General features: G+C 65.0%; 22 protein-coding genes. 8 read left to right on the top strand and 14 right to left on the bottom strand.

Features of this window, described 5'->3' with window-relative positions:
• Window positions 1-73: 73 nt before the first annotated feature.
• The 6 genes from J2S73_RS04485 to J2S73_RS04460 all read right to left on the bottom strand — a co-directional run bounded on the left by J2S73_RS04485 (window position 74) and on the right by J2S73_RS04460 (window position 7,255).
• Window positions 74-1,849, bottom strand: coding sequence for a SulP family inorganic anion transporter (locus tag J2S73_RS04485; RefSeq protein ID WP_306884229.1), 1,776 nt, complete (start codon window positions 1,847-1,849; stop codon window positions 74-76).
• A gap of 109 nt (window positions 1,850-1,958) precedes the next feature.
• Window positions 1,959-2,909 (bottom strand): MBL fold metallo-hydrolase, encoded by a 951-nt coding sequence (locus tag J2S73_RS04480; RefSeq protein ID WP_306884228.1) that lies wholly within the window; start codon window positions 2,907-2,909, stop codon window positions 1,959-1,961.
• Window positions 2,906-3,352 (bottom strand): DUF6691 family protein, encoded by a 447-nt coding sequence (locus J2S73_RS04475; protein WP_306884227.1) that lies wholly within the window; start codon window positions 3,350-3,352, stop codon window positions 2,906-2,908. Before J2S73_RS04475 ends, J2S73_RS04480 begins: the two co-directional genes overlap by 4 nt.
• A complete protein-coding gene (locus J2S73_RS04470; RefSeq protein WP_370874385.1) occupies window positions 3,352-3,801 on the bottom strand; it encodes a YeeE/YedE family protein in 450 nt (149 codons plus the stop codon). The genes J2S73_RS04475 and J2S73_RS04470 overlap by 1 nt, the downstream gene beginning before the upstream one ends.
• Before the next feature lie 263 nt (window positions 3,802-4,064).
• Window positions 4,065-5,420, bottom strand: a complete 1,356-nt coding sequence (locus tag J2S73_RS04465) for a sigma-54-dependent transcriptional regulator (protein ID WP_306884225.1) — start codon at window positions 5,418-5,420, stop codon at window positions 4,065-4,067.
• Window positions 5,417-7,255 carry a sensor histidine kinase gene (locus J2S73_RS04460; RefSeq protein WP_306884223.1) on the bottom strand — a complete coding sequence of 613 codons (1,839 nt, stop codon included), beginning with the start codon at window positions 7,253-7,255 and terminating at the stop codon, window positions 5,417-5,419. The genes J2S73_RS04465 and J2S73_RS04460 overlap by 4 nt, the downstream gene beginning before the upstream one ends.
• 195 nt (window positions 7,256-7,450) lie before the next feature.
• Here J2S73_RS04460 and J2S73_RS04455 point away from each other — a divergent pair, with 195 nt between their 5' ends.
• From J2S73_RS04455 to J2S73_RS04445, 3 genes are all read left to right on the top strand, one after another.
• Window positions 7,451-8,485: a C4-dicarboxylate TRAP transporter substrate-binding protein gene (locus tag J2S73_RS04455; RefSeq protein ID WP_306884222.1), complete on the top strand. Its 1,035-nt coding sequence runs from the start codon at window positions 7,451-7,453 to the stop codon at window positions 8,483-8,485.
• A gap of 69 nt (window positions 8,486-8,554) precedes the next feature.
• Window positions 8,555-9,217 (top strand): TRAP transporter small permease subunit, encoded by a 663-nt coding sequence (locus J2S73_RS04450; RefSeq protein WP_306884220.1) that lies wholly within the window; start codon window positions 8,555-8,557, stop codon window positions 9,215-9,217.
• Between the two features lie 2 nt (window positions 9,218-9,219).
• Entirely contained in the window at window positions 9,220-10,626 is a 1,407-nt protein-coding gene (locus J2S73_RS04445; protein ID WP_306884219.1) for a TRAP transporter large permease, read from the top strand.
• 136 nt (window positions 10,627-10,762) lie between these two features.
• Here J2S73_RS04445 and J2S73_RS04440 read toward each other — a convergent pair whose 3' ends face one another.
• The 6 genes from J2S73_RS04440 to J2S73_RS04415 are packed head-to-tail and all read right to left on the bottom strand — an operon-like array spanning window position 10,763 to window position 16,147.
• Window positions 10,763-12,076 carry a TRAP transporter large permease gene (locus tag J2S73_RS04440; protein WP_306884218.1) on the bottom strand — a complete coding sequence of 438 codons (1,314 nt, stop codon included), beginning with the start codon at window positions 12,074-12,076 and terminating at the stop codon, window positions 10,763-10,765.
• The gene (locus J2S73_RS04435; RefSeq protein WP_306884217.1) at window positions 12,073-12,636 is read right to left on the bottom strand and encodes a TRAP transporter small permease subunit; all 564 of its coding nucleotides are present in this window, start codon (window positions 12,634-12,636) and stop codon (window positions 12,073-12,075) included. The genes J2S73_RS04440 and J2S73_RS04435 overlap by 4 nt, the downstream gene beginning before the upstream one ends.
• Before the next feature lie 33 nt (window positions 12,637-12,669).
• Window positions 12,670-13,743 (bottom strand): C4-dicarboxylate TRAP transporter substrate-binding protein, encoded by a 1,074-nt coding sequence (locus tag J2S73_RS04430; protein WP_306884216.1) that lies wholly within the window; start codon window positions 13,741-13,743, stop codon window positions 12,670-12,672.
• A gap of 19 nt (window positions 13,744-13,762) precedes the next feature.
• Window positions 13,763-14,167, bottom strand: coding sequence for a YciI family protein (locus J2S73_RS04425; protein WP_306884215.1), 405 nt, complete (start codon window positions 14,165-14,167; stop codon window positions 13,763-13,765).
• Between the two features lie 26 nt (window positions 14,168-14,193).
• Window positions 14,194-15,336, bottom strand: coding sequence for a CaiB/BaiF CoA transferase family protein (locus J2S73_RS04420; protein WP_306884214.1), 1,143 nt, complete (start codon window positions 15,334-15,336; stop codon window positions 14,194-14,196).
• A gap of 13 nt (window positions 15,337-15,349) precedes the next feature.
• Window positions 15,350-16,147, bottom strand: a complete 798-nt coding sequence (locus J2S73_RS04415; RefSeq protein WP_306884213.1) for a citryl-CoA lyase — start codon at window positions 16,145-16,147, stop codon at window positions 15,350-15,352.
• Between the two features lie 206 nt (window positions 16,148-16,353).
• On the opposite strand from J2S73_RS04415, the gene J2S73_RS04410 reads away from it, so the two are divergent.
• From J2S73_RS04410 to J2S73_RS04395, 4 genes are all read left to right on the top strand, one after another.
• A complete protein-coding gene (locus tag J2S73_RS04410; RefSeq protein WP_306884211.1) occupies window positions 16,354-17,178 on the top strand; it encodes an IclR family transcriptional regulator domain-containing protein in 825 nt (274 codons plus the stop codon).
• A 105-nt stretch (window positions 17,179-17,283) separates the two neighbouring features.
• Window positions 17,284-18,156, top strand: a complete 873-nt coding sequence (locus J2S73_RS04405; protein ID WP_306884210.1) for a DODA-type extradiol aromatic ring-opening family dioxygenase — start codon at window positions 17,284-17,286, stop codon at window positions 18,154-18,156.
• Window positions 18,153-18,524, top strand: a complete 372-nt coding sequence (locus tag J2S73_RS04400; RefSeq protein WP_306884209.1) for a hypothetical protein — start codon at window positions 18,153-18,155, stop codon at window positions 18,522-18,524. The genes J2S73_RS04405 and J2S73_RS04400 overlap by 4 nt, the downstream gene beginning before the upstream one ends.
• 80 nt (window positions 18,525-18,604) lie before the next feature.
• Complete coding sequence (locus J2S73_RS04395; protein WP_306884208.1) at window positions 18,605-20,116, top strand: amidohydrolase family protein; 1,512 nt, start codon at window positions 18,605-18,607, stop codon at window positions 20,114-20,116.
• A gap of 81 nt (window positions 20,117-20,197) precedes the next feature.
• Here the strand turns inward: J2S73_RS04395 and J2S73_RS04390 are convergent, their stop codons facing one another.
• On the bottom strand, window positions 20,198-21,235 hold the full coding sequence (locus J2S73_RS04390; protein ID WP_306884207.1) for a uroporphyrinogen decarboxylase family protein: 1,038 nt from the start codon (window positions 21,233-21,235) through the stop codon (window positions 20,198-20,200).
• 407 nt (window positions 21,236-21,642) lie between these two features.
• On the opposite strand from J2S73_RS04390, the gene rpe reads away from it, so the two are divergent.
• Entirely contained in the window at window positions 21,643-22,344 is a 702-nt protein-coding gene (gene rpe / locus J2S73_RS04385; protein WP_306884206.1) for a ribulose-phosphate 3-epimerase, read from the top strand.
• A 39-nt stretch (window positions 22,345-22,383) separates the two neighbouring features.
• Here the strand turns inward: rpe and J2S73_RS04380 are convergent, their stop codons facing one another.
• Window positions 22,384-26,265: a PAS domain S-box protein gene (locus tag J2S73_RS04380; protein ID WP_306884205.1), complete on the bottom strand. Its 3,882-nt coding sequence runs from the start codon at window positions 26,263-26,265 to the stop codon at window positions 22,384-22,386.
• Window positions 26,266-26,275 lie beyond the last annotated feature (10 nt).

The following is a 26,275-nucleotide window of genomic DNA, read 5'->3' as shown; positions in this document are numbered from 1 at the left end:
ACGCCGGCGCGTTCTGCCGCGTTGTCCGGCTTCAGCGCTGCCCGGGGGAAGGCGGCGGGCGACGTCATCAAAGTCAGGAATGCGGCTCGGAAGCCCTTGCCGACCGATCCGGCGGACACGCCTCACCGGCGAAGCCGACTGCCAGAGCTGCCATCGCCTGATAATGGGTCAGGTAGACGCCGCCAGTCAGGTGCTCGAGGAAGGACGCCCGCTTGAGCCGGTCCATCACCGGCCCCTTCACCTCCGACAGATGCAGCGCGATGCCCTGGTCGGACAATCGGTGCATGATCAGCTCCAGGCTCTCCAGCGCGCTTCCGTCGATTTCGTTCACCGCCGTGCACTGCAGCACCAGATGCCGAACCGAGGGACGCTGCGCGATCTCGTTGAGGATGAAGTCCTCGATCGTGCGGGCATTGGCGAAATTCAGGCTCTCGTCGATCCGCAGCGAGAGAATCCGGGGATCGGTGACGACCTCGTGGCGCTTCACGTTCCGGAAGTGCTCGGTGCCCGGCACCTGACCGACGATGGCGATGTGCGGGCGGGAGGTTCGCCACAGGAGCAGCGCGATCGAGAGGCCGACACCGGTCACGACGCCCGCCTCGACCCCGACGGCCAGCGTCACCACGATCGTGGTGATCATCGCCGCGAAGTCGTGGCGCGAATAGGCCCAGGTCCGCTTCAGCGCGGCGAAATCCACCAGGCTGAGCACTGCGACGATGATGGTCGCGGCCAGGGTGGCGATCGGCAGGAAATAGAGCAGCGGGGTGAGAAACAACGAGGCGAGCGCGATGCCGATGGCAGTGAAAGCGCCCGCAGCCGGCGTTTCCGCGCCGGCATCGAAGTTCACCACCGACCGCGCGAACCCGCCGGTTACCGGATAGCCGCCGGAGAACGCGGAGGCGATGTTTGCAGCCCCCAGTCCGACGAGCTCCTGGTTCGGCGTGATGGTCTGCCGGCGCTTGGCAGCCAGAGTCTGGGCGACCGAGACGGACTCCACGAACCCGATCACGGAGATCAACGCGGCCGGCCCGATCAGTCCCAGGACCAGCGACATGTCGATCATGGGCAGATGCAGCGGCGGCAGCCCCGCCGGGATCTCGCCGACGATGCGCACGCCCTTATCGGCCAGGTCGAAGGTGAGAACCGCCAGAATGCTGACGGCGACAGCGATCACCGGACCGGCCCGCGACACCAATCCGGCGACGAAGGGGCTCAAGCCGGTCTTCATCAGAAGCGGCTTCAGCCCGGTGCGCACCCAGAACAGGAAGCCGACCGAGACCATCCCGATGGCGAGCGTATGGACATTTATCTGTCCCAGCGTGCCCGAGATCGAAACGACGATCTCCACCAGGTTGCGGCCGCCCGCCGATACCCCGAGAATGTGTTTCAGCTGGGAGACCGCGATCAGGATTCCGGAGGCGGTGATGAAGCCGGAGATCACGGCGTGGGACAGAAGGTTGGCGATGAAGCCGAGCCGGAACAGGCCGAGCACGAGCAGCATCGCGCCCGAGATCAGGGCGAGCAGCGCCGCCGCCGCGACATATTCCGCGCTGCCCGGAGCCGCGACTTCGGAGACCGCCGCGGCCGTCATCAGCGACACCACGGCGACCGGCCCCACGGCCAGTGTCCGGCTGGTGCCGAAGAGGGCGTAGATCAGGAGCGGCAGGATCGAGGCATAGAGCCCGACCACCGGGGGCAGCCCGGCCAGGAGCGCATAGGCCAGCGACTGGGGGATCAGCATGATGGTGACGATCACCGCCGCCACCAGATCGCCCGTCAGCGTGCGGGCGCTATAGGTCCGCCCCCAGTCGAGAATGGGCAGATAGCTGGCAACGGAAAAACGCTTCATCGGACTGCTGCTTTCAGATCCCTTCAGCGAGCGGAGGGTCCCGGCCATGCTCGAACGACTGTGAACCCGAATCTCGGCTGCACACGACGGCGCGACCGCCCCCGATCTGCTAGGCCACGTGAGGCGGATCCTGCTCGTCGTAAGACCCGAACCGGTTCAGCGGCAGCTTCAGATAGAAGTGCCCGTCCGCCTCCGGCGCCGGCAGACGACCGCCGCGGAGATTGACCTGAAGCGCAGCCAGGATGCGATCGGGCAACGCCAGCGTGGCATCCCGTTTCTCCCGGATGGCGATCCAGTCCTCCCGTTTCGTACCGTCCTTCACGTGGATGTTGCCGGCCTTGTGCTCGGCGACCGTCGCCTCCCACATGGGCTCATCGCGCTCGGACGTGCCGTAGTCGTGCCCCACATAAAGCCGAGTCTCGGCCGGCAGCGAGAGGATTGTCTGGAGGGAGTCCCAGAGGACGGCAGCGCTGCCTCCGGGGAAGTCGGTCCGGGAGGTTCCGGCGTCAGGATACATCAACGTGTCGTGGACGAACGCGGCGTCACCGACAACGTAGGTGATCGAGCCGAGCGTATGGCCCGGGGACAGGATCACGCGGACGTCGAGATTGCCGATCTTGAACGTGTCACCGTCGGCAAACAGGCGGTCGAAATCCCGCTCCGGATCGAAGGCGCCGGGAAGATTGTAGAGCTCCGCCCAGATCCCGGAGATTTCCTTCACCTTCTCGCCGATGGCGTTTGGGGCGCCGGTCCTCTCCTTCAGGTGGGCCGAAGCCATCCAGTGATCGGCATGGGGATGGGTGTCGAGCACCCATTCGACGGTCAGGCCTTCCGCCTTCACGAGGTCGAGGACCTGATCCATTGATGTCGTACTGGTGGCGTAGTGCTTCGGATCGAAGTTCCAGACGACGTCGATCAGCGCGGCCTTCTTCGTCTCCGGGTCGGCGCAGACATACTGGATCGAGCCGGTATCCGGCTCGTAGATGCCCCAGACGTCCGCGCTACCGGGACCGCGAGAGGGAGAGTGACGGACGACCGGCTGTTGAAGCTGACTTGTCATGCCGTTGCTTCCTTCTGATTGCGAGTGAACAAAGTGGATCCGCGCAGGATCACGCCGCCCCAGATTCCAACGAGCATCGCGGGTACGAAGACCAGCGTTCCGGGCGCAAGCAGCGGCAGCGCCGTCAGCGCCGGGCCCGGACAATAGCCGCCGATCCCCCAGCCGATGCCGAACACCATGGCGCCGAGCACCAGCCGCGCATCGATCAGGCGGGTGCCGGGAAGGTCGAACCCGCTCATGAACATCGGCGCGGACCGCTTCAGCACGAGCCGGTAGCCGACGAACGTCACGACCACGGCGCCCCCCATGACGAAGATCAGGCTCGGGTCCCAGGCCCCGAACAGATCGAGAAACGAGAGGACCTTCGCCGGGTTCGCCATGCCGGATACGACAAGGCCGAGACCGAACAGCAGGCCGCTCAGAAAACCGAAGAGTACCCGCATCACAGCACCCCCGTCGCGTGACGAAGGATGTAGACGGTCGCGATCGCGGCACCCATGAAGACGGCCACCGACACCATGGATCGGCGCGAGAGACGGGCGAGACCGCACACGCCGTGGCCGGATGTGCAGCCGAAGCCGAGGGCGGTTCCGAAGCCGACCAGAAGGCCAGCGAACGCCATCAGAGGAAGATTGTCGGAAACGGTCTGCTCGACCGGAGACCCGGTGATCGCCATCACTGTCAGGGGCGCTGCGAACAGGCCCACGATGAAGGCAATCCGCCAGTTCCGGTCGATGGCCGGCACGGCAACCGCGGATACCGCGCGGGCGACGACCCCGATGATCCCCGCAATGCGCCCGAAGAACAGCATCAGCATGACTGACGAAAGGCCGATCAGGACGCCGCCGGCAAGGGCGGACCACGGGGTAAACTCGGTTGCAACCAAAGGCAAAGGCAAGCTCCTGCGGAAAAGGAATCCCATCGAGCGGACGGGCCGATCGGGCCGGCGTCCGCGACGGGCCTCTATATATTCATAATGTCTAATTTAGCAAATTCGAATTATACCGCAGCGGAGCTCAGGTCGCCGGAGGCGCCCGTCCGGAAGCGGCTCAGCATCCCCTGAAACTGGTGCGCCGCGTCGCCCCCGCGACATCGCGTCCCCCCCCCGCTGCACCGCTCAAGCCCGGCCGAGGGCACAGGTCCTGGCCGGTGCCGTCAGAGCCAGTTGTCCTTGTCAAGGCCGAGCTTGACGATCTTCTCGTTCAGCGTCCGCCGTCCGATACCGAGCGCCTCCGCGGCGGCGTCCATCCGGCCGGAATGGGCCCGGATCGCGCGCCCCACCATTTCCCGCTCGAATGCCGCGACGGCTTCCCGCAGCGTTCCTGGAAACTCGGAGCGCTGCTGATCGTTCGACATGGCCTCCGCCGCAGATCCGCGTCCCCTGCGCGCCGCCAGCACATGCCGCTCGGCGACATGGCGGAGTTCGCGGACATTCCCCGGCCAGTCGTGAGCCAGAAGCGCTGCCATGTCCTCGTGGCTCGTCTGGGGCGGCTCGATCTCGTAGACCGCCGCGAACTCGTCCAGAAAGTGGGAGTAGAGCAGCGGCAGGTCTTCCAGCCGCTGGCGCAGCGGCGGCAGCCGCAGCACGAATGTGTTGATGCGATAGAAGACGTCCGCGCGCAGAAGGCCCTCGCGTACCGCTTTCTCCGGCTCCAGATTAGAGGCGGAGATCAGGCGGAAATCCGAAGAGGCGCCGCTATCCGCCCCGACGGGGTTGAAGGTGCCTGTCTCGATCGCGCGGAGGAGCTTGGCCTGAACCCGCTCCGGGCAACTGCAGATCTCGTCGAGAAAGAGAGATCCGCGGTCGGCCTCGCCGAGAAAGCCCCGGGGGCCGTCCTTTGCGCCGAACATCTCCATCTCGAACCGGTCTTGTTCGAGGGTCGCGCAGTTGATGGCGACGAACGGCCCGCCGGGCCGTGCCCCGAGATCGTGAAGGGCCCGGGCAACCAGTTCCTTTCCGGTTCCCGTCTCGCCCACGAGGAGGACCGGCGCTTCGGATTCTGCGAGGTCCAGCACGTCCTGACGCAGGGTGCGGATCTCCTCGGTCTGGCCGAGAAGCACCCGGTCGAGACCGGAGAGGCTGGCCAGCCGGGCGCGCAGGCGCTTCGTGTCAGCCGCCATGCGGAACTGGTCGGCCGCATGCTGCACGATGCTGAGCAGCCGATGCGGCTCGTAGGGCTTCTCCACGAAGCTGTAGGCACCTTCCTGGACCGCGGTCACGGCCATGGGAATGTCGCCGTGTGCGGAGATCAGCACCACAGGTGGCATCTCGGGCTTGGCAAGTTCCCGCAGGAGCTCCAGCCCGGACATACCCGGCATGCGCACGTCGGCCAGGACCACGTCCGGATTGACTTCCGGAAGCTTCGCCAGCGCGGTTGCAGCCCGGCCGAACGTGGTGACGGTCCAGCCGGCAGCCGACAGCAGATCCTCAAGGGAATCCCGCATGCCTGCGTCGTCGTCGACCACCAGAATGCGGCGGGGCGGAGCGGAAGGACGGGTCGCGTCGATCATGTCGGTTCGGTATCCAAGGTCAGCGGCAGCGCGACCTCGACGACGGCACCCACATCTCCGAAGCCGCCGTTCCAGGCCCTCAGCGTCCCGCCATGTTCGCGCACGATCTCGCGGGAGATCGACAGGCCCAGCCCCATGCCTTTGCCGGAGGCGCGGGAGGTGACGAACGGCTCGGCCAGTTCGTCCATCGTGCGATCGCCGAGGCCGGTGCCGCTGTCGCTCACCAGAAGCCGACCGAATGCGCCGTCGCTCTGGAGGTCCAGACGCAGCCGGCGGTCGTCGCTTTCCTCCATGGCGTCGATACCGTTGCGCAGGAGATTGACCAGAACCTGTTCGATCCGGAGCCGGTTGCCGCGGATCGCGATCGGCGTTTCGGGGAGGTTCACCTCGACGACCACCTCGTTCGCATCGATGTTGGGCTGGACCAGGGCCAGCGCTTCCGGGACCGCCTCGCGCAGGTCGATGCGCGTCATCATGCCGTCGCCCGGCTTGCTGAAGAATTTGAGCTGACGGGTAATGCCCTCCATCCGGTCCAGGAGGGACGACAGGCGCCCGAGCATGCGCTGATCGGCAGCCGGTGCGCTTTGGTCAGACTGCGCGTTTTGTCGGGCAAGATCGAGGGCCATGAGCTGGTTGCGCATGGCCGCAAGCGGCTGGGCGAGCTCGTGATTGACGGAGGCGGCAAGCTGCCCGAGGGCCGCGAGCCGGCTCGCCCGGCGCAGCTCGCTCTGGGTCTGTTCGAGCCGCGTTTCCGCCGCGCGGCGTTCCTCGATTTCGTGCTCCAGGCGTTCGTTCATCCTGCGCAGCGACGCCTCCTCCGCCTCCGACCGGCCGAGGGCGCGGCGGATGCGGGCTGTTCTCAGAAGCTGCGCCGCCAGCAGGCTGAGCATGACCAGCACCAGCGCGCCGGCCGCCACCAGCCAGGCCCGGGTCCGGGCCTCCTGATCGTCGGCGAGATAATGCAGCGCCCATCCATGGGGCAGGTTCGCGCTGGTCAGGTGGATGGCGTTGGCAAACTCCCGCGGAACCGCGACCCCTTGCTCGCTGGTGCCCCCGAACATCTCCAGATCCGCGCCGCCGAACTGGCGATTGTCGCGGATCCGCTGAAGTTGGGCATCGGTCGTCCCGTCAATCGTCCGGTAGCGCCACTCGGGCTGGGATGCGAGCACGACGACCCCGTCCCGGTTGGTGACCAGGATGGCGTCACCGCTCTGATTCCAGGATGTTTCCAGCTGCTGCAGACCGACCTTGACCGCGATCACCCCGACGACGCTGTCCGCTGCGTCGCGCACGGGAACGGCAATGAAGTAACCGGGACGGCGGGTCGTGGCTCCAACCCCAAAGAAATGCCCCGTACCGCCGGCCTTCGCCTCCTTGAAATAGGGCCGGAAGCTGTAGTTCTGCCCGACATAGGAGCCGGCGTCGCGATAGTTGGAGGCGGCGATCGTCTGTCCGTCCAGGTCCATCAGATAGATGGCTTCGATGCCCGCGCGATCGGCAAACGTCTCGAGCCGCGCGTTAAGCGCCGCCGGGTCGCCGCCCCGCGCTACCTCGACGACACGGGGATCGCTGGCCAGCACGAACGGCAGGTGCTCGAAACGCTCGATCTCCGAGCGAAGGCCGGTCTCGTAGACCAGCAGCCGACCGGAGGCGCGGCTTCGTTCGTCGGCCCGGAAATAGGGCACAACGACCGCCATCAGCAACCAGGCGAACACGACCAGCAGAACCGCTACGGGCAGGATGTGCGGCGGGCGAAAGCGCGATACGGCGCGACGGAGACCTTGCAGCCGGCCGGACGGCCCGGCCCGATCGGCCGATGCGTCATGGGAGGTCACGGCTTCGATCCTCTTAAGGTTGCACTTTCGCTGCGCGACGCGGCATGCTGGACCCTACCAGCATAGAGCCCGCGACGGCCCTGCGGAAATCCGCAGGCAAGGACCTGAGCGGCCGGCGGTTTGATTCATTGGAGGAGCTCCGCACCGACGATAAGAGTCCGCAAAAGAAATTCGAATGAATCCTGGGAGGATACCATGAAGAAAGCGACTACCCTCACCCTCGCCGCCGCCTTCGCGACGCTCTATGTCGCGCCGGCGTTCGCCGAACAGTGGAACGTGTCGCTCTGGGGCAAGCGCCGCGCCTTCACCGAGCACGTGGAAAAGCTCGCAGAGCTGGTCGACCAGAAGACCAACGGCGACTTCACCCTGAACATTTCCTATGGCGGCCTGTCCAACAACCGCGAAAATCTCGACGGCCTGTCCATCGGCGCCTTCGAGATGGCCCAGTTCTGCGCCGGCTACCATCGCGACAAGAACCCGAGCATCACCGTTCTGGAACTGCCGTTCCTCGGCGTCGACTCGCTGGAGCTGGAGCGCGCGCTGTCGGAAGAGATCTATCAGCACCCCGCGGTGAAGAAGGATCTCGCCCGCTGGAACGCGACGCTGCTGATGCCGTCGCCCATGCCCCAGTACAACATCGTCGGCAAGGGCGAGCCGCTCACGTCGCTGTCGGACTATGACGGCTTCACCGTCCGCGCCACCGGCGGCATCGGGGAGGCGATGGAGCGCGTCGGCGCAGTCCCGACCTCCATGTCGGCGACGGAAGTCCGTCAGGCGCTGGATTCCGGTGTGATCCAGGGCGCGGCCTTCGCCCCGCACGCCCACCTCGCCTTCGGCACCGTCGAGGGCGGCCAGTGGTGGACCACCAACCTCAACCCCGGCACGGTGAACTGCCCGGTGGTGGTGAACACCGACGCGCTTGAGTCGCTGTCGGACGAGCACCGCGAGGCCCTGCTCGGGTCGGTCGACGAGGCTCTCAACCACTACATCGACTTCTACCAGAACAACACGATGGCCCGCTGGCAGCCCAAACTCGACGAGGAAGGCATCGAAACCGTCACCTACGACGAGGACGAGATCGCCGACTTCCGCGGTCGTGTGGCCGATCCGGTCGCCCAGGCCTGGATCGAGGAGAACAATGCGCGCGGCCTGCCGGCGCAGGAGCTCTACGACCAGACGGTCGAGTTCATCGAGACCTACAAGGCCGAGCACGGCGGCGCGACCGAGTAAGTCTCTGACATATGACCCCGTCCGGCTTCCGGGCGGGGTCTTTTCCGTTCTCAATCAAGGTCAGCCATCATGGCAGGCTCTTCGAGCATCCTGTCCGACGACAGTCTGTTGTCGCGCCTGGACCGTGCCCTTTTTCGGCTGGAAGGCTTTCTCGGCCTGATCTCCGGCCTGTCGGTTTTCGGCCTGATGATCCTGGCCGTGATTTCGGTCGCCGGGCGCAACTTCTTCAACCAGCCCGTCCCCGGATATGTCGACTGGATCGAACAGGTGATGCCGCTCATCGCCATCACCGGCATCGCCTACGTCCAGCGGCTCGGCGGCCACATCCGGATGGACATCGTGGTCGGCACCCTGCACGGCCGGGCACTCTGGATCGCGGAATTCATCACGACCTTCTTCATCCTGCTTCTGATGATGCTTCTGGTCTGGGGATCCTGGTCCCACTTCCTGCGCTCGTTCGACTTTGCGGCTCCCCTCTGGTCACGGGATTCCACCATCGACATCGCGCTCCCGATCTGGCCGGCCAAGCTGATCGTGCCGCTTGCCTTCGCCGTCATGTGCGTGCGCCTCGTGCTCCAGCTGTGGGGCTATGTCCGCGCCATCGCGGAGAACACCGACAAGCCCGTCGCCGTGCCGCTGATCGAGGACGCGGCGGCCCAGGCCGAGAAAGAAGCCTCGGCGCTTTCCGATCAGAGCTCGTCCGCGTCCGCGGCGGGCAGCAAGGACGCCTAGAAATGGAACCGATCGAAATCGGCATCTACGTCACCGCCGGGCTTCTCGTGCTGGTCGTGATCGGAATGCGGGTGGCGTTCGCCGCCGCGATTGCCGGCCTGATCGGGCTTGTCTGGATCTTCTGGTCCAAGAAGGGCTACGATTCCGGCGAGCTTGGCTGGGCCATCGAGATCGCCACCAAGACTGCCGGACAGGTTCCCCACTCCAAGGTGTCGAGCCAGGCCCTCTCGCTGATCCCGACCTTCATCCTGATCGGCTATCTCGCCTACTATGCCGGCCTGACCCGGGCGCTGTTCGAAGCGGCCAAGCGCTGGATGGGCTGGCTGCCGGGCGGCCTTGCGGTCGCGACCATCTTCTCCACCGCCGGATTCGCCGCCGTCTCCGGCGCCTCGATCGCCACGTCGGCCGTGTTCGCGCGTGTCGCGATCCCTGAGATGCTGGCAATCGGCTACGACAAGCGCTTCGCTGCCGGCGTGGTCGCGGCGGGCGGCACGCTCGCCTCGCTGATCCCGCCCTCTGCGATCCTGGTGATCTACGCCATCATCGTCGAGCAGGACGTGGGCATGCTGCTCCTGGCGGGCTTCCTGCCCGGCCTCTTCTCGGCGCTGATCTACGGCGGGCTGGTCGTCGGGCTCGCGATCGTGATCAAGGGCTTCGGGCCTCCGGTCGGCGGCTTCGGCTGGGGCGCGCGTCTGCGGTCCCTGCCCCCCGTTCTTCCGGTCATCGCCGTCGTCGCCCTTATCATCCTGTTCGTCTACAACCCGTTCGGCGGAAATGCGTGGGGAACGCCGACGGAAGGCGGCGCGATCGGCGCGTTCGTGATCTTCTGCATGGCCGTCTGGCATGGCATGCGCTGGCCCGAATTCCGCTCCGCGCTCCTGGAAACCGCCAAGCTCTCCATCATGATCTTCACGATCATCTGGGGCGTGCTGATCTATGTCCGGTTCCTGGGCTTCGCCCAGCTTCCCACGGCCTTCGCCGACTGGATCTCCGGTCTCGACCAGTCTCCCTGGATGACCCTGGTCCTGATCCTGCTGGCCTATGCCGTCCTCGGCATGTTCATGGATGCCATCGGCATGATGCTGCTCACGCTGCCGGTCGTGTTCCCCGCCGTGATGGCGCTGAACGGCGGTATGGGTGTCGCCGCGGAAGATTCCGCCTTCGGTATGAGCGGTCCGCTGTGCGCCGTCTGGTTCGGCATCCTGGTGGTCAAGATGGCGGAGTTCTGTCTGATCACGCCACCGATAGGCCTGAACTGTTTCGTCGTGGCCGGCGTGCGCGAAGACCTGTCGGTCCAGGACGTGTTCCGCGGCGTCACGCCGTTCTTCATCGCCGACGGCATCACCATCGGCCTGCTGATCGCGTTCCCCGCCATCGTGCTCTGGCTGCCGCGCCTGGCGATGGGCTGACCGGCTGTCGGCTGGCCTGCCTGCACCGTGGCGGGTGCCGGCCATGCGACGTCGGTTCGAAGGGAACTGGGTCCAGGCAGTCGAACCCGCAGCTACGCCTTGTCGCCCAGATATCTCCGTCTGAGCGACAAGGGCTTTAGAGCCGGGCCAGCCAGGTCGAGATCGACGGCACCATCACCAGGATCAACAGCGACATCATCATCGCCAGAACGAACGGAAGAGCGCCGCGGAAGATCTCGGAGACGGGGAGGTCCGGATCGTTCATCGCCGACTTGATCGTATAGATGGATAACCCGAAGGGCGGGGTCAGGAGCCCGATCTCCACGGCTACCACCGTGAGCACGCCGAACCAGATCATGTCGAAGTTCGCAGCCTCCGCGACCGGCAGCGCGATCGGCAGCAGGATGAGCATGATCGAAATGGAATCGATCAGCATCCCGAGCGCGATGATCAGAAGCAGATAGACCAGCAGGAAACCGTAGGGACCGATCGGCCCCTCCAGGAAAAATTCTGCCAGCTCCCGCGGCACGCCCGACAGGGCCAGCATCCGGCTGAAGAACGTTGCGGCCAGGATCAGGATCAGCACCGAGACAGTGATCTGCCCGGTCTCCACCAGCAGGTTCCAGAACACGCGCGGCGGCAGCGACCGGCGCAGGATGGCGATGACGAGCGCTCCGAACGCACCGGCCGCGCCGGCTTCCGTCGGGTTGAGAAACCCGCCATAGAGACCGCCCAGCACCACCAGCATCAGCGCTCCGATCGGCACCGCCTTGCGGAGGACGGAGAGACCGGAAATGTCGGTGTAGGTTTCGGTGTCGTCTGGATTGTCGAAGACGAATTTCTTCCGGGTCCGCGCGAGCAGGACGATCGTCACGGAGAAGGCGACCGCCAGCAGGATGCCGGGACCGATGCCGGCCAGGAACATCCGACCGACCGACTCTTCGGCAAGCACCGCGTACACGATCATCAGCAGCGATGGCGGGATCAGCATGCCCAGCACAGAGGATCCTGCGACGACGCCGGTGGCGAACTTCTTGGTGTAGCCGTGGCGGGTCATCTCCGGCACCGCGACCCGGCTGAACACCGTGGCAGAGGCGATCGAGATGCCGGTGATGGAGGCGAAGACCGCGTTGGCGAAGACCGTGGCAATGCCGAGCCCGGCGGTCAGCTTCCTGAGCAATCGCTCGAAGACGTCGAACGTGTCCTTGCCGACCCCCGATACGGTGACCAGAAGCCCCATCAGCACGAACAGCGGCACGACCGCGAAGAGATATTCGCGCAGGGAATCGTTGGCCACGGCACCGAGCATGCGCATGGCGACGAGGTCGTTGCGGATGAAGGCAACGCCGACGAACGAGACGGCCAGCATGCCGATCCCGATGGGCATGCCCAGATAGATGAAGACCAGAAGGCCGAGGACGGCGAAGCCGCCGATTTCCAAAGGACTCACGCCGCGGCCCTCCCGCTCACCAGGCGCCAGAGGTCGGCCACCATCTGACGGGCGAATTCGAGCGCGGTGATCGTCATGCCGATCAGGATGAAGACGCGGAACGGCCAGACCGGAAGCGTGGCGATACCGGGCACGCCGATGAACTCGCCCGAATCGAGGTCCTTCTGGAGAATGTGGACCGTCGCCCATGCGATGCCGCCGATCATCAGGGCTCCGACAAGATTGAAAAGCGCGGAAAGAAAGGCTCCGCCGCGCGGATAGCGGTCACGGAACGTCACGAAGAAGATTTCCGTGCGCGCCAGTCGGTCGGCGCGCACGGTGGCTGCGAATTGAAGGGCGACGATCATCACCAGAAGCAGCGCGCCGAGCTCGGAGATCAGCGGGAGCGACGATCCCATCGCGTTGCGTGCGACGATATCGGCACAGATGATCCCCATGAGGATGCAGATCATCACGGTTCCGACTGCGGCCAGGCCCTCAACGAGCCAGGCCCAGGCGATTTCGATCGGCGACCGCCTCCGCTCGGCGGAGACGGTCGCTTTCTCGGGATTGGCTGCCATCTGACCCGGCCCGTCCTGACTTTCGGAAGCGGCTTACTTGTCCCAGTCGCGCACGGGCTCTTCGCCGCGCTCGCGCAGGCCATCCATGTAGGCGGCCAGGAACGCTTCGGCCGGGACGCCCTGCGCCTCCAGGCCTTCAGCCCATTCGCCGGCGATGTCGGGCAGCATGTTCACCCACTTCGCCCGCTCTTCCTGCGGCATCTCGATGATCTGGACAGGCGGATCCTGGTCGGCGCCGAGCTCGACCATCTTGTTCAGGGCAAACTCGTGCCGCTCCAGAAGGTCCTTGCCATGGGCCTCGGTGTAGTATTCGCCGGCCTCGACCATCGCGTTCTGGACTTCTTCGGGAAGGCTGTCCCAGACGTCGCGATTGATGGCCACCGCGCCGGAGAAGGCGACACCGGCGTCGAAGCGGTTGATGTACGGCGCCACCTCGTAGACCTTGGTCGGCAGGATCCCGAGGGCCAGCGAGAGCGTGCCGTCGGAAACGCCGGTCTGGATGTCGGTGTAATAGGTGGTCAACGCACCATCGACGGCGTTCGCCCCGGTGCCGCGGAGCCAGTTGCCCAGCACGCCGGGTGCGGAAAGCTTCATGCCGTTGATGTCGTCGATGCCTTCCAGCGGCTCCTTGGTGTAGATGTCGTACATATCGGTGCCGGTGAAGCCGAGCACTTTCAGATTGTACTGTTCCCACTCCTCACGGAAGGCCTCGTTGGTCTCGAACAGCTCCTGCATCACCTCGAGCTGGACCGGCGGATTGGCGGTCGCGAACGGGGCGTAGCTGGAGGCTTGGCTGAGCGGCAGCTTCGCCGGCTCAAGGAAGGAGAAGACCCAGCCGATGTCGGTGATGCCTTCCTCCACCGAGGTCAGCGTCGCGTTCGCCTTGTAGAGCTGGCCGCCGAACGCCTCGTTCCACTGGATCTCGTAGTTGCCGGTCTCAGCCAGGATCTCGTCGGTCCTCGCCATGAAGTGCGACTTGATCATCCCGACCCAAGGGACCACCAGCGGATGGCTGGAAGCCACGGTCAGATTGATGGTCTCCTGGGCCGATGCGGACATCGGCAGCGCCGTGGCACCTGCCACGAGCAGAGCGAAAATGGGTTTCATCGAGTCCTCCCTCTTTGGTTCAAAGAATTCTGTAGGTCTGGCTGGAATGGTCCAGCCGGATCGTCATCGTCCCCTCGTTGATCATCCACGGGCGCACCCGGAATGAGCGCGCGCCCTTGATGTGCATGGGATCTCGTTCGGCGATTTCGATGGCTTCCGCGCGCGATGCTGCCCGGACGACCACCATCCCGTCGCCCTCCCAGCTCTGTTCGTCATCGGTCCACATCGGACCGGCCGCGAACAGGATGCCGTCGGTCTCCAGCGCGACCTGAAACGCCAGATGTTCTTCCAGGCACGCCAGAACGGGGCCGATCCCGTCCACCGGCGTGGTGAAGATCACATAGAGCTGCTTCTGCAGCATCTCCTTGCTGGCGGCCATGACATCGTCGACCGGCAAGGCCTGAGGCGTTGTTTCCTCCTGCACCCTGCTCCTCCCCTAGTGGCTTGCGGTTAGCCCGCTTTTCGCTGCGCCAGTTCCTGGCGAATTTGCGCGCCGTGCTCGTCCAGCGTCGGCGGCGGCAGGACGGTCTTCGCCGCCTCGCCATCGAAGCTGTACGGCGGCCGGACGGTGCGGAACTCACCCATTTCCGCGTGGGTGGCACTCACTTCGATGCCGAGATGCTTGGCCTGGGGATCCTCCAGCGCCTCGTCGGAATCGTAGGCAGGCGAATGCGGGACCTCGTTGGCCAGGAGCCGCTCGCACCACACATCTCTGGACTCCGACTTGAAGACCGGCGTGAAGATCTCGATCAGGTCGTCCTGATGCTCGATCCGGGAAAGGCGCTCGTTGAAGCGCGGATCCTCGTTGAGCTCCTGCTTGCCCGTTGCCTCCAGAAGGCCTTCCCAGAACTTCGTCGGCGACGACAGGTGGATGGCGATCCATTTCCCGTCAGCGCACTCGAACGTGTACGACTGCGACACCACCGGCCGGGACAGCGGACCCATCACCTCGCCCATGCTGAAATAGTGGGTGAAGCTGTCGAGGTTGAAATGGGTCATCGCCTCCAGCATCGAGATGTCGAGACGCCGGCCCGTGCCGGTATCATGACGCTCCAGAAGCGCGGCCAGAATGCCCATCGCCGCGTATTGGCCGGTGATGGCGTCGGCAATGGCCGGACCGATCACCCGGGGATTTTCCGGGGGCGTGACCAGTCGCAGGAACCCGCTCGCAGCCTGGGCAACGGTGTCGTAGGCAGGCCGGTCCTTCGCCGGGCCGCTCTGACCGAAGCCGGAAATGGCGCAATAGATGATCTTCGGATTGATCGCACGCAGGGTGTCTTCCCCGACATTGAGCTTGTCGGCCACGCCCGGACGGAAGTTCTGGATGAACACGTCCGCCCCGGCGATCAGTTCGTTGAAGACCTTGAGATCGTCCTCGTCCTTCGTATCGAGGGCGATGGAGCGCTTGTTCCGGTTGTAGGTCTGGTAGTGCGGCGAATAGAGCCCGCCCTTGAAGGCCCGGAACGGATCGCCGGAGCCGGGTCGCTCCACCTTGATCACGTCCGCGCCCAGATCGGCCAGATGCATGCCGGCCGCCGGCCCTGTGATGTAGGTGCCCAGTTCGATGACGCGGATGTTCTTCAGGATCTGCATCGGGGCTGCCTCCTCACGCCGTCTTATTGGACGGCTTGCCGTCATACGCGATGGCCAGATCGGCCTGGTTTGACATGATGAAGCCGATGGAACGCTGGGATTCCTCCAGGAGGTGGGCGGCAAGCCCGGCCGTGCGGGCCAGGATCGGGATCGCTTTGATCGCCTGCACCGGCCAGCCGGCGTCCAGAATCGTTGCCGGGATCGCGCCCGAAACGTTGATCGGCAGCGGCCGGCCCATGATGTCGGGCGCGAGACGCGCGAGGATCTGCAGCGTTTCGATGTAGTCGCCGGTCAGCTTCTGTTCGTCGGCGACCGCAAGAAGGCGGTTGGCGCGCGGGTCGCCGGTGGAGTGCTGCGGATGGCCGAGACCGGGCACCTTCTTCTTCGCGGCCTTCAGGCCTTCCAGGCTTTCCTTGGCAGCCGCTTCGAGATCGCCGCTCTTCCGGCCGGCCTCCAGCACCTCGTGGAGATAGGTGCCGGCAACTTCGGAACTGCCGGCGACGACCGAGCCCATGCCCAGGATGCCGGCGCTCATTGCGCCCTGATAGGCCTCCGGCGCGGCGGCGAGCGTCATGCGGGCGGCCTGCACGCTCGGCACCAGGCCATGTTCGGCAATCGACACGAGGCAGGCGTTCATCATGACGCGCTGCTGCTCGTTGGCCCTCTCCCCGGTCACCAGCAGCCAGAAATAGTCGGTCATGTCGATCTTGCCGATCAGGTCATCGCACAAATCGAAGCCCCGCACGGTGATCGAGTCCGCGTCAGACGTGGCAATCGCCGTAAAGGCTTGATCCTGCTTCCCGATGCGCATCCTGAACTCCGTTTTCGCACTGCGAAAAAATTTGCTCTTGCCGAAAAATTAGACGTCCACTAGCTTGGCGTCAAGCGGCATTGGCCGTCCCGGCCGAGCGGCGAGGGAGCAGGCGCGACCCCGGTTCGACAGTTGCCTCTCCGCCCAGAACCTCCGCTTTCTGCGGGAAACGCGGCCGGGATCCGCAGTCGAAGGGGGATGAACAGGTGGCGTTGAGCGAGGCGATCCCGGTGGAGGAGCCCGTCCGGCCCTCGGAGTTCGTCGAGGCCCTGGCCAAGGGATTGGCCATCCTGGAGTGCTTTGACGCCGCCCATCCGGAGATGACGCTGAGCGAGGTCGCCCGTCGCGTAAATCTGTCACCGGCCGCGGCCCGTCGCAGCCTGATCACCCTTCAGACTCTCGGCTACGTCGGACAGCGCAACAAGCGTTTTCACCTGCGTCCGCGCGTGATGACCCTCGGTTCGGCTTTCTATTTCGCGTCGCGTCTGGACGAGGTCATGCAGCCGGAACTGCGCGAACTTGTCCAGCGCTTCGGGGACGCCTCTTCGGTCGGCACGCTCGACGGTCACGACGTCATCTACATCGCCCACAACACCGTGCAGCGTCAGCGCCGCGCGGCCGCGGTCGTCGGCGCCCGCTATCCGGCCTGCGCGACCTCGCTCGGACGCGTGCTGCTTGCCGGTCTGCCGGACTGCGAGCTCGAGGACTACATCGCCACGGTCCAGCCGCAGGCGCTGACGACAAAGTCGCTCACTGACCCGGCGGAACTCCATCGCGAGATTCTGGCCGTCCGGGAAGCGGGCTACGCGACCACGGTCGACCAGCTCGACTACGGCATCACGGCGCTGGCCGTTCCCGTCCGCGGCGTCGACGGGCGGACCGTCGCCGCCCTGAACACGTCCGGCTACACCGGCATGGTGACGCCGGAATCGCTTGTGGCGGAGCGGCTGCCGACCCTGCGGATGGTCGCGGCGCGTATCGGTCAGTCGATCGAGCGCTACCCCGTGCTGCAGTCGGTGATCGGCAACTGACAGACTGCCCCACGCACGGGGCCGACAAAATCGGACGGATCCGGGTCTACCCGGTCCGCATCGCTGGAGCGGGTGAGCATTCACCCGAACGGAGGAGGGAAAGACTTGGCAGAACTTGTTGCGACACTGGCGTCCACGCATCACCCGTTCTACCTCCGGGCGACCACAATGCCGCCGGAGGAGCAGATTCCCCAGGCGCCGGAGTGGAAGCGCAAGGTAGAGCTGTACCGGGAGACGCTTTCCGCCGCCAAACCCGACATTCTGGTGATGGTCGGCTCGGACCACTTCCACCAGATCTTCCTGGACAACTGCCCGCAGTTCCTGATCGGCAAGGCCGAACGCTATGACGCGACGTTCTACAACGAGGAGCGGGAATTCGGCATTCCGAAATACGTGCTGGAAGGCGACATGGACATGTCGCGCTACATGCACCAGCACCTGATGGATCAGGGGTTCGACTTCGCCTTCTCGAACGAGTTGAAGATCGATCACTCCATCATCTGCCCCATCATCACCGTTCGCCCGGACAACGATCTCCCGGTGGTGCCGATCTACACCAACATCTTCGCCCCGCCGCTGCCGTCGCCGAAGCGCTTCTATGATCTCGGCCGGGCGATCCGGAAGGCGATCGACGACTATCCGTCCGACAAGCGGGTGGCCGCGATCGGCACCGGGCACCTGTCCCTGGAGCTCGGCGGGCCGCGCCAGTTCATGGAAACCGGGCCGGACCCCGAGTTCGACCGCCAGGCGATCGAGTGGCTGCGGGCCGGCGACGTCGAAGCGATCCTGGCCAACGTCACCCACGAGACGATGGCAAAGAGCGGCAACGCCACCCATGGCTTTCTGAACTTCATCCTGATGCTGGGCGTCGCCGGTCCGGAACAGGCTGACTATGTCGACAATCTCGACCTGTTCCACACCATGGAGGCCTACATCACCTGGTACCCGAAGGCCCAGGCCGAGGAGAAGGCGGCATGAGCAAGTACTACGTCAACAAGTTCCTCTACCAGACCGATGCAAACCCCGAGCACCTGCAGCGCTATGCCGAGGACCCGAAGAATTTCGTCGCCACCTGGGAGCAGTCGATAGGTCCCAAGCTCATCGGCAACGACGTCGAAGCCTCCACCGTGCACGGTTTCACCGAGGAAGAGCGGCGGGCGCTGGTCGAGCACGACTTCGTGGCGCTGTTCGAGATGGGGGCCCATTTCTTTCTGAACCTGACCATCTTCATCGGGATCTACGACGAGCCCTACATGAAGGAGAATGGCCCCCTCGCCTTCCAGCGCGAGTTCGCCCAGAAGCTGCAGGGCTGGACAGGCAGGGACTATCCATCGGTCGAAACCTGACCGCCAGTCGGGCACGCCGGAGCCCGGCGGCCTTTCCGCCCGGCTCGTCGACTTCAAAGAAGACAAGCCAGGAGGAAACGATGTGCAGGATATGTGACGCGAAGGCCGGCCGGGGACCCCAGGCGACCCGGCGCGGGTTCCTGAAGACAACGGCCGCCGTCGCGGCGGGCGCCGCGGCGTTGCCGGCTCTCGGCAACCAGGCTTCGGCACAGCAGTCAAGCGCGCTGCCGGACTGGGCGTCTCAGGCCGACCGCCCGGTGCTGATCCGGGGCGGCGCCGTCCTCTCCATGGATCCCGACGTCGGCGACTTTCCGGCGGCCGACGTGCTTGTGCGCGACGGCAAGATCGCGGAGATCGCACCCTCCATCGACGCGGGCAGCGACGCCGCCGTAGTCGACGCGGACGGCATGATCGTGATGCCGGGCTTCATCGACACCCACCATCATCAGTTCGAGACGGCGCTCAGGAGCTTTCTGGCCGACGGCATTCTGATCAATGACGGCCGGCCGACCAACGAACAGAACTACTACGACACCATCCTGCAGAAGTTCTCGGTCATCTACCGGCCCGAAGACGTCTACATCAACGAGCTGTTCGCCGGCATCGCCCAGATCGACGCGGGCGTCACCACGGTGATGGACGTCAGCCAGATCCACCACACGCCCGAGCACTCCGACGCCGCCATCGAAGCGCTGCGCGATACCGGGCGACGGTCCGTCTTCGGTTACTTCGAGGGCTGGGGCGACGATGTGAGGTATCCGCAGGACGCTCGCCGCCTCCGCGAGCAGTTTTTTTCGTCGGACGACCAGCTCCTGACCATGGTGATGGGCGGCGAGATCTACATCCCGAACTACGAGGCAGCCTGGGAAATCGGCCGCGAGCTCGGCCTGCCCATCGCGCTGCACGTGGTCGGGACCTTCGGCATGGCCGACACGTTCGACGAACTCGCCCGGAGCGGCCAGTTCGGCGCCGACAACATCTTCATCCACATGACGGGAATGAGCGAGATGGCCTGGCAGGCCGCTGCCGACGCCGGGGCTCATGTCTCGCTTTCGGTTCCGATCGAGATGCAGATGCGGCACGGAACGCCGCCGATCCAGACCGCTCTCGATCTCGGCATGCAGCCCTCGCTCTCCAGCGACGTGGAATGCACGATGACCGCCGATCCGTTCACGCAGATGCGGTCGGCCATGACGCTGCAGCGCATGTTCGCCAACGAAAAGGCGCTGGCCGGCGAAGACTATCCGACCCTGCTCACGCCGCGCGACGTGATCCGCTTCGCCACCCTCGAGGGCGCCCGGGGCCTCAAGCTCGACGGCGTGACCGGCTCGCTGACGCCGGGCAAGGCGGCGGACCTGGTCCTTCTGGACGCCACCAGCCTGAACGTGGCGCCGCTCAACAACGTGCCGGGCGCCGTGGCCACGCTGATGGAGCGCTCCAACGTGGACACGGTGATGGTCGACGGCCGGGTCAAGAAGTGGAAGGGCGAGGTCGTCGGCTTCAACATTCCGCGCCTGCGCGATGAGCTCGAGGCCAGCCGCGACTATCTGTTCGAGACGGCGGGTGTGGAGCGGGACTTGTTCGGGTCCTGAGGATAATCGTCGCACCGCCGGCCGACCGGTAATGAGCGACCCGTGCGACCGGACCGGCCGCACGGGTCTCCGTTTCAGAGCCTACTGGAGCTCGGCGCGCACGATCGCCGCGCCGTCGGCCATCGCCTTCATCTTGCCGAAGGCGACGTCGCGCGGCAGGTACTTCAGGCCGCAATCCGGCGCCACGACGATCTTCTCCGCCGGATGATGCTCCAACCCGCGGCGGATGCGCTCGGCAACCTTCTCCGGTGTCTCGATTTCCGGATCGGACAGGTCGAGCACGCCGAGGATGATGGTCTTGTCCGGCAGCGTTTCGAGAACCGACGTGTCCAGGTTCGACTGGGCCGTCTCGATCGACACGGCATTGCAGCTGCAGCCGGAGAACTGGGGCAGGAAGGAATAGCCTTCCGGGCGGGCATGGATGATGGCCGCATAGCCGAAGCAGATGTGGACGGCCGTCTCCCCCTTCACTCCGGCCAGAGCGGCGTTGAGCGCCTCGAGGCCGTACTCTTCCGCCTTCTCCGGACGCGCCTGCATATAGGGCTCGTCGATCTGGACGATGTCGGCACCGGCCGCGAAGAGGTCCCTGATCTCCTCGTTGACGGCTGCGGCGTAGTCCATCGCCATTTCCGCTTCCGACTCGTAGAAATCGTTCTGGGCCTGCTGGGACATGGTGAACGGGCCGGGCACGGTGATCTTGACCCGGCGGTCCGTGTTGGCGCGCAGGAACTTCACGTCCTCGACCTCGACCGCATGCTTGCGCCGCACCTTGCCGACGACACGCGGAACGGGGTTGGGATGTCCGGACCGGTCCAGGGCCGTTCCCGGATTGTCGATATCGACGCCCTCGAGCGCCGTGGCGAACCTGTTCGAATAGCTTTCCCTGCGCATCTCACCGTCGGTGATGATGTCGAGACCGGCCCTCTCCTGGTCGCGGATGGCGATCAGCGTGGCGTCGTTCTGCGCCTCCTCCAGAAATTCCGGCGCGATCCGCCACAGCTCGGCAGCCCGCGTGCGCGGCGGAAACCGACCGGCGAGCTTGGCCTTGTCGATCAGCCAGTCCGGCATCGCATAGGATCCGACCAGAGAAGTCGGGAGTAGACGGTTGCCCGCGCTCATTCACAATCCTCCTGTTTTGAATTTTGCCAGTAAAGACACCATTGTTCGCGATCCGTCAATCTCTCACCGCATGTGAATATTCCGAGTTAAGCGACCTCAGATAGAAAGAATTCGGGATCTCTGCCGAACTGAAATACCGATTACGAACCATCTACTTTTCGGCATGCGAAAAGAAACTGTCCGACCAGCGAATCGATCGAGCAGACACCAGCCGACTGGACAACGTCTTCGGCGACCAGCTGGTTTCCGCAGCGCAATCCACCGGCGATTGTCGCCACCGACTTGAATTGAACCGTCGGACACCGCACTTTCCGGACAAACGGCCCGGCTCGCCGAACCTGCAACGCCTGCCCGACCGGCTGGCGCACGCTTCTCGATACCGGCGGTGCCAGAAACGAGACCACGCCATGCGCTTCGATCGCTCTCTCAAGATCGCACCGTCGATCCTCAGTGCCAACTTTGCGGAACTCGGGGCCGAATGCCGGGCGATCGAGGATCAGGGCTGCGACTGGGTCCACCTTGATGTCATGGACGGGCACTTCGTCCCGAACATCACGTTCGGACCGCCCGTGGTGAAGGCGCTTCGCCCCCACGTACGCACGGTGATGGACGTGCATCTCATGATCGCTCCGGTCGATCCCTACATCTCGGCCTTCGCCGACGCCGGTGCCGACGTCATCACCGTGCACGCCGAAGCCGGGCCGCATCTAGACCGCACGCTTCAAGCCGTGCGGGCCGCCGGGTGCCGCACGGGCGTGGCGCTCAATCCGGCCACGCCGGCCAGCGCAATCGTCCATGTGCTCGACCGGATCGACCTGGTATGCGTGATGACGGTGAACCCGGGCTTCGGCGGGCAGAGCTTCATTTCCGCGATGCTTCCGAAGATCGCCGAACTGCGCTCGATGATCGGCGACCGTCCCATCCACATCGAGGTGGACGGCGGCATCACGCCGGAGACCGCGCCGGACGCCTTTGCGGCTGGGGCGGATGTCCTGGTCGCCGGATCCGCCGTGTTCAAGGGCGGCACGGCCGCGCAGCCGACCGTCTACGGCGAGAACATCGCCGCCCTCCGCACCTCCGTCGAGGCCGGCCGGCGTGCGGCCGAATAACCGTCTCCGACCTTCCACCTGGACGAAGAGGGAAAAGAGTCACCCGGTCGGGGACTGGACCACGTCGTTGGCGGCGAGGTCAGCGCGCAGATAGACTTCCATGTCGTCTGCCGGCATCGGCTTGCCGAACAGGTACCCCTGGAACTGGGAGCAGCCCATGGTCTTGAGGACCTCCAGTTCCTCCGGCCGCTCGATGCCTTCGCCCTGGACGGTCAGCCCGAGCTTCTGGCCCAGCACGGCAATCAACTCGCAGATCGCCTGTTTCTCGACGGACTCGTCGACGAAGGAGACGAACGAGCGGTCGATCTTGATCTTGTCGACCGGCATTTCGTGAAGTCGTCCGAGCGACGACGCCCCCTTGCCGAAATCGTCGATGGCGATCTTCACGCCCAGGCTCTCCTTGAGCCGTTTCAGAAGCCGGCTCCCGCGATCGCCGGAATCGGTCAAGGCGCTTTCCGTCACCTCGATTTCCAGATTGCTCGGGGGAAGGCCTGAATACTCCAGCGCCGAACGGATCGTGGTCTCCGTCTCGTCGACGATGAGTTCCCGAGGTGAGAGGTTCACCGAGACGATACCCGGCTGAAGCATCTGGGTCTGCCAGAGCTTGGCGCGGCGACAGGCCTCGAACAGGACCAGGCGGTCGATCTCGAAGATCAGCCCGGTCTCTTCCGCGATGGGTATGAACGCGTCCGGCAGGACGATCCCCTGGGCCGGCCTGTGCCAACGCACCAGCGCTTCCGTCCCGGCGACGCGGCCGGACAGGTTGACGACCGGCTGATAGTAGACGTCGAACTCGCGGCGGCTGAGGGCGCCTCGAATGTTGGCCTGGACCTCGAGGCGCTGAGCCGAGGCGAGCGTGAGCGAGCCCTCATAGAACTGATAGGACCCCTTGCCCTCCCGCTTCGCCTGATAGGCCGCCGCGTCGGCATGGCCGATCAGCTCGAGCGCGCTCTCTCCGTCGCCCGGGAAGCGGCTGATGCCGACGGATGTCTGGATGAAGATCTCCCGGCCGGGTTCGATCTCGACAGGGGTCTCGAAGCAGGAGCGCACCCGCTCGGCAAGGACCGAGGCCTGCAGTTTCGAGCGCACGTTGGGCTGCAGGATCAGGAACTCGTCGCCTCCGAAGCGCGAGACGAGATCAGTGGTCCGCAGCGCGGACTGGAGCCGCCCGGCGACGGCGGTCAGGAGCCGGTCGCCGATATCGTGCCCGTAGGTGTCGTTCACGTACTTGAAGTCATCCAGGTCGAGGTAGTGAACGGCGAGCCCCTCGTCGCTCTGGGAGGCGTCGCGCATGGCCGCATCGAGGTCGGCAACGAACTTGCGCCGGTTGGGAAGCCCGGTCAGCTCATCGTTGTTGGCCAGATCGACGAGCCGGCGTTCGGTTTCCTTGAGACGGGTGATGTCGGTGAAGACACCGACATAGTTCACGATTTGACCGTCATCGCCGATGAGCGCGTTGATGGAGCACAACAGCGGAACGCGGTCGCCGTTCTTGCGGCAGCCCCATACCTCGCCCTTCCAGAACCCCTTCGAGCGAACCGATCCGACGATCGCCGGAAGCAGCTTCCGCGACGCCGCAATGGCCGGCAGCCGGCGCAGGTCCCGCCCAGCCACCTCTCCCTGCTCGTATTGCGTGATGCGGGCGAAGGCTTCGTTGACAGTAATGATCCGCCAGCGATCGTCGATGACGAAGACACCGTCGCGGGTCGCTTCGAAGACGGCCGCCAGCAGGCGGATACGCTCCTGGCGGGCCTTGTCCTCGGTCACGTCGCGCCCGATCGACTGGATCTCCACGACGTTTCCGTCGTCGTCGAACACCGCCCTGTCAGTCCAGCGATGAAGCCGGCGGCGGCCATCGGGAAGCACCACGTGGTGCTCGAAGGATTTCCACGGCTCGGCCAAGGTAAAGCCGTTGTAGTGAGCGAGCACCGCCTCCTTTTCGTCGTCTGGGACATAGTCCAGAAAGCGGAAGCCGACGATCTCGCTCATCGGCACGCCGACATGCCGGCAGTAGACCTCGTTGGCGAACGTGACCAGGGTGTCCGGCTTGAAGCGGACGATCATGTCCAGGTGCTGCTCGACGATCGAACGATAGCGCGCTTCACTGTCGCGCAGCTGGGCTTCGATCTTCTTGCGATCGGTGATGTCGCGTCCGATCGACTGGAACTCGATGAGCTCGCCGGTCTCGTCGAAGATCCCCCGGTCCGTCCACTCCTGCCAGCGCACTTCGCCATCCGGGCGCGTCACGCGATACTCGAACGAACGCAGAGGCCTCTGTGGAGTGATCCGGCTGAGATGTTCCAGTGCCCGTGGCCTGTCCGACGCCGGCAGGAAGGCGATGAAAGGACGGCCGAGGAGGTCGTCGCTGGTACGTCCGAACGACGTGGCATAGGCCGGGTTCACGTAGGTCAGCGTGGTATCGGGCTTGAACCGGCAGATCAGTTCGACCTGATCCTCCACGATTGACCGGTATCTGGCTTCGCTTGCCTTGAGTTCGGCCTCGATGCGAAGACGTTCGGAGACGTCCGCGATGATGACGGTCTGATAGGTCCGGTCTCCGTCGATCCCGACCACCGCCGAGACCGTCACTTCCGCCCAGAAGGGATCTCCGGACCGTCGGTTGAACTGCACCCGCATGGAGACAGGTTCGTCCCGCCTGAGAGCGTCCCGCAATTCGGTGGCGCCCTGATCTTCCGGCGACCGCGCCACGAACTCGAACAGGCTGCAGGAGAGATCCCCTTCGCAGGTATGGCCGACGATCTCCTCGAAGGCCCGGTTCGCGTAAATGATAGGTTTTTCCTCAAGCCGGGAGTCGACGATCACAATCCCGGTATCGGCGGTGGCCATTGCGGCCGCCTGCACGCGGATGCGGTCGACAAGCTGACGGCGCTCCGTCGTCTCGCGCATGGAGCCGTACCAGACCCTGCTGCCATCCGGATGGGTTTCGGCGGAAGCATGTGACTCGATCCAGATCAGCCCCTTTTCTGGATGCTGGACCCGAAACTCGTCGTTCCACACCTGGCCATCCGCAACCCGTTTCCGGACTCCGCTGCGAACGCGTTCCCGGTCGCGCGGGTCGATCCTGCCAATGATGCTGCGTACTGACCGAGGCGCGTGGTCCGGAGGCAAAGCGAGCAGCTGGATCAGACTGCCGCTCACATAGCTCAGATATCCGTCACTCCCCGGCGGAACCACCGCCTGGAAGATTGCGTCCGGCAGATTTTCGGCAATCCGAGCCAGTGTTGTCGCACTTTCGCGCAGTCTCGCGTGCTCAAGATCGCGATCCAGCCGAAGCGTTATCGCCTCGACCAGCACGCGGTGATTGTTGAGACAGAAAGCCCCCAGCCCGGCCGCGTAGAGACACAACATGCCGGCAAGCGCCAGGCTTTCGCTGGAGCCGGACAATGCGAGCATCGCGACCAGCGGCCCGAGCGCGAGGGTAACGAACACGACGACGGCAATTGGGGACGCCGATCGCCAGGCGACATAGGCACCGCACACCGCCGCCAGGAGCAGGGGCACGATGAATCCGACGGGCCCGCTCTGATTCTCCGGAACGAAGAGAAGGACACCGGCGGCCCCCCACACGATGCCGCCGACCATTGCCACAGCCAGGAAGATGCGACGCCAGTAGGCCGGGCGATGCAACCTCGTCGGGCTGCGTCTGAACCGGACGGCAACATAGACTTCGAGCGCGGCAACCGCCACGCTCGCCAGAAGAACGAGCCGATATCCGAGAGTTGCGACTGCTTCGCCCAGAACCAGTCCGATCGTCAGAATCGCCGCTGGGCCGAGCAGCGCAGCGATCGGATGGATCCGCCCGGCAAGATTCTCGTTGAGCGCATGCTGAAGCCGGCGCTCGGCGGTTTCGCCGCCAAGCGCTGTCTCGGCAGGTAACGTTTCGGCTTCGCGCGACATCATTCCGACACCA

This window comes from Amorphus orientalis (assembly GCF_030814015.1).
GTDB lineage: Bacteria > Pseudomonadota > Alphaproteobacteria > Rhizobiales > Amorphaceae > Amorphus > Amorphus orientalis.
Note: the sequence above shows the minus strand (reverse complement) of the source record. Positions and strands in the feature narration are given on the sequence as shown.

What these genes read in the sequence shown, in the direction of transcription:
- J2S73_RS04465 (WP_306884225.1), bottom strand. Translation starts at nt 5,420, where the DNA reads ATGATCGACGCGACCCGTCCTTCCGCTCCGCCCCGCCGCATTCTGGTG.
- J2S73_RS04380 (WP_306884205.1), bottom strand. Translation starts at nt 26,265, where the DNA reads ATGATGTCGCGCGAAGCCGAAACGTTACCTGCCGAGACAGCGCTTGGC.
- J2S73_RS04480 (WP_306884228.1), bottom strand. Translation starts at nt 2,909, where the DNA reads ATGACAAGTCAGCTTCAACAGCCGGTCGTCCGTCACTCTCCCTCTCGC.
- J2S73_RS04485 (WP_306884229.1), bottom strand. Translation starts at nt 1,849, where the DNA reads ATGAAGCGTTTTTCCGTTGCCAGCTATCTGCCCATTCTCGACTGGGGG.
- J2S73_RS04435 (WP_306884217.1), bottom strand. Translation starts at nt 12,636, where the DNA reads ATGGCAGCCAATCCCGAGAAAGCGACCGTCTCCGCCGAGCGGAGGCGG.
- J2S73_RS04400 (WP_306884209.1), top strand. Translation starts at nt 18,153, where the DNA reads ATGAGCAAGTACTACGTCAACAAGTTCCTCTACCAGACCGATGCAAAC.
- J2S73_RS04415 (WP_306884213.1), bottom strand. Translation starts at nt 16,147, where the DNA reads ATGCGCATCGGGAAGCAGGATCAAGCCTTTACGGCGATTGCCACGTCT.
- J2S73_RS04475 (WP_306884227.1), bottom strand. Translation starts at nt 3,352, where the DNA reads ATGCGGGTACTCTTCGGTTTTCTGAGCGGCCTGCTGTTCGGTCTCGGC.
- J2S73_RS04420 (WP_306884214.1), bottom strand. Translation starts at nt 15,336, where the DNA reads ATGCAGATCCTGAAGAACATCCGCGTCATCGAACTGGGCACCTACATC.
- J2S73_RS04445 (WP_306884219.1), top strand. Translation starts at nt 9,220, where the DNA reads ATGGAACCGATCGAAATCGGCATCTACGTCACCGCCGGGCTTCTCGTG.
- J2S73_RS04450 (WP_306884220.1), top strand. Translation starts at nt 8,555, where the DNA reads ATGGCAGGCTCTTCGAGCATCCTGTCCGACGACAGTCTGTTGTCGCGC.
- J2S73_RS04430 (WP_306884216.1), bottom strand. Translation starts at nt 13,743, where the DNA reads ATGAAACCCATTTTCGCTCTGCTCGTGGCAGGTGCCACGGCGCTGCCG.
- J2S73_RS04390 (WP_306884207.1), bottom strand. Translation starts at nt 21,235, where the DNA reads ATGAGCGCGGGCAACCGTCTACTCCCGACTTCTCTGGTCGGATCCTAT.
- J2S73_RS04455 (WP_306884222.1), top strand. Translation starts at nt 7,451, where the DNA reads ATGAAGAAAGCGACTACCCTCACCCTCGCCGCCGCCTTCGCGACGCTC.
- rpe (WP_306884206.1), top strand. Translation starts at nt 21,643, where the DNA reads ATGCGCTTCGATCGCTCTCTCAAGATCGCACCGTCGATCCTCAGTGCC.
- J2S73_RS04395 (WP_306884208.1), top strand. Translation starts at nt 18,605, where the DNA reads ATGTGCAGGATATGTGACGCGAAGGCCGGCCGGGGACCCCAGGCGACC.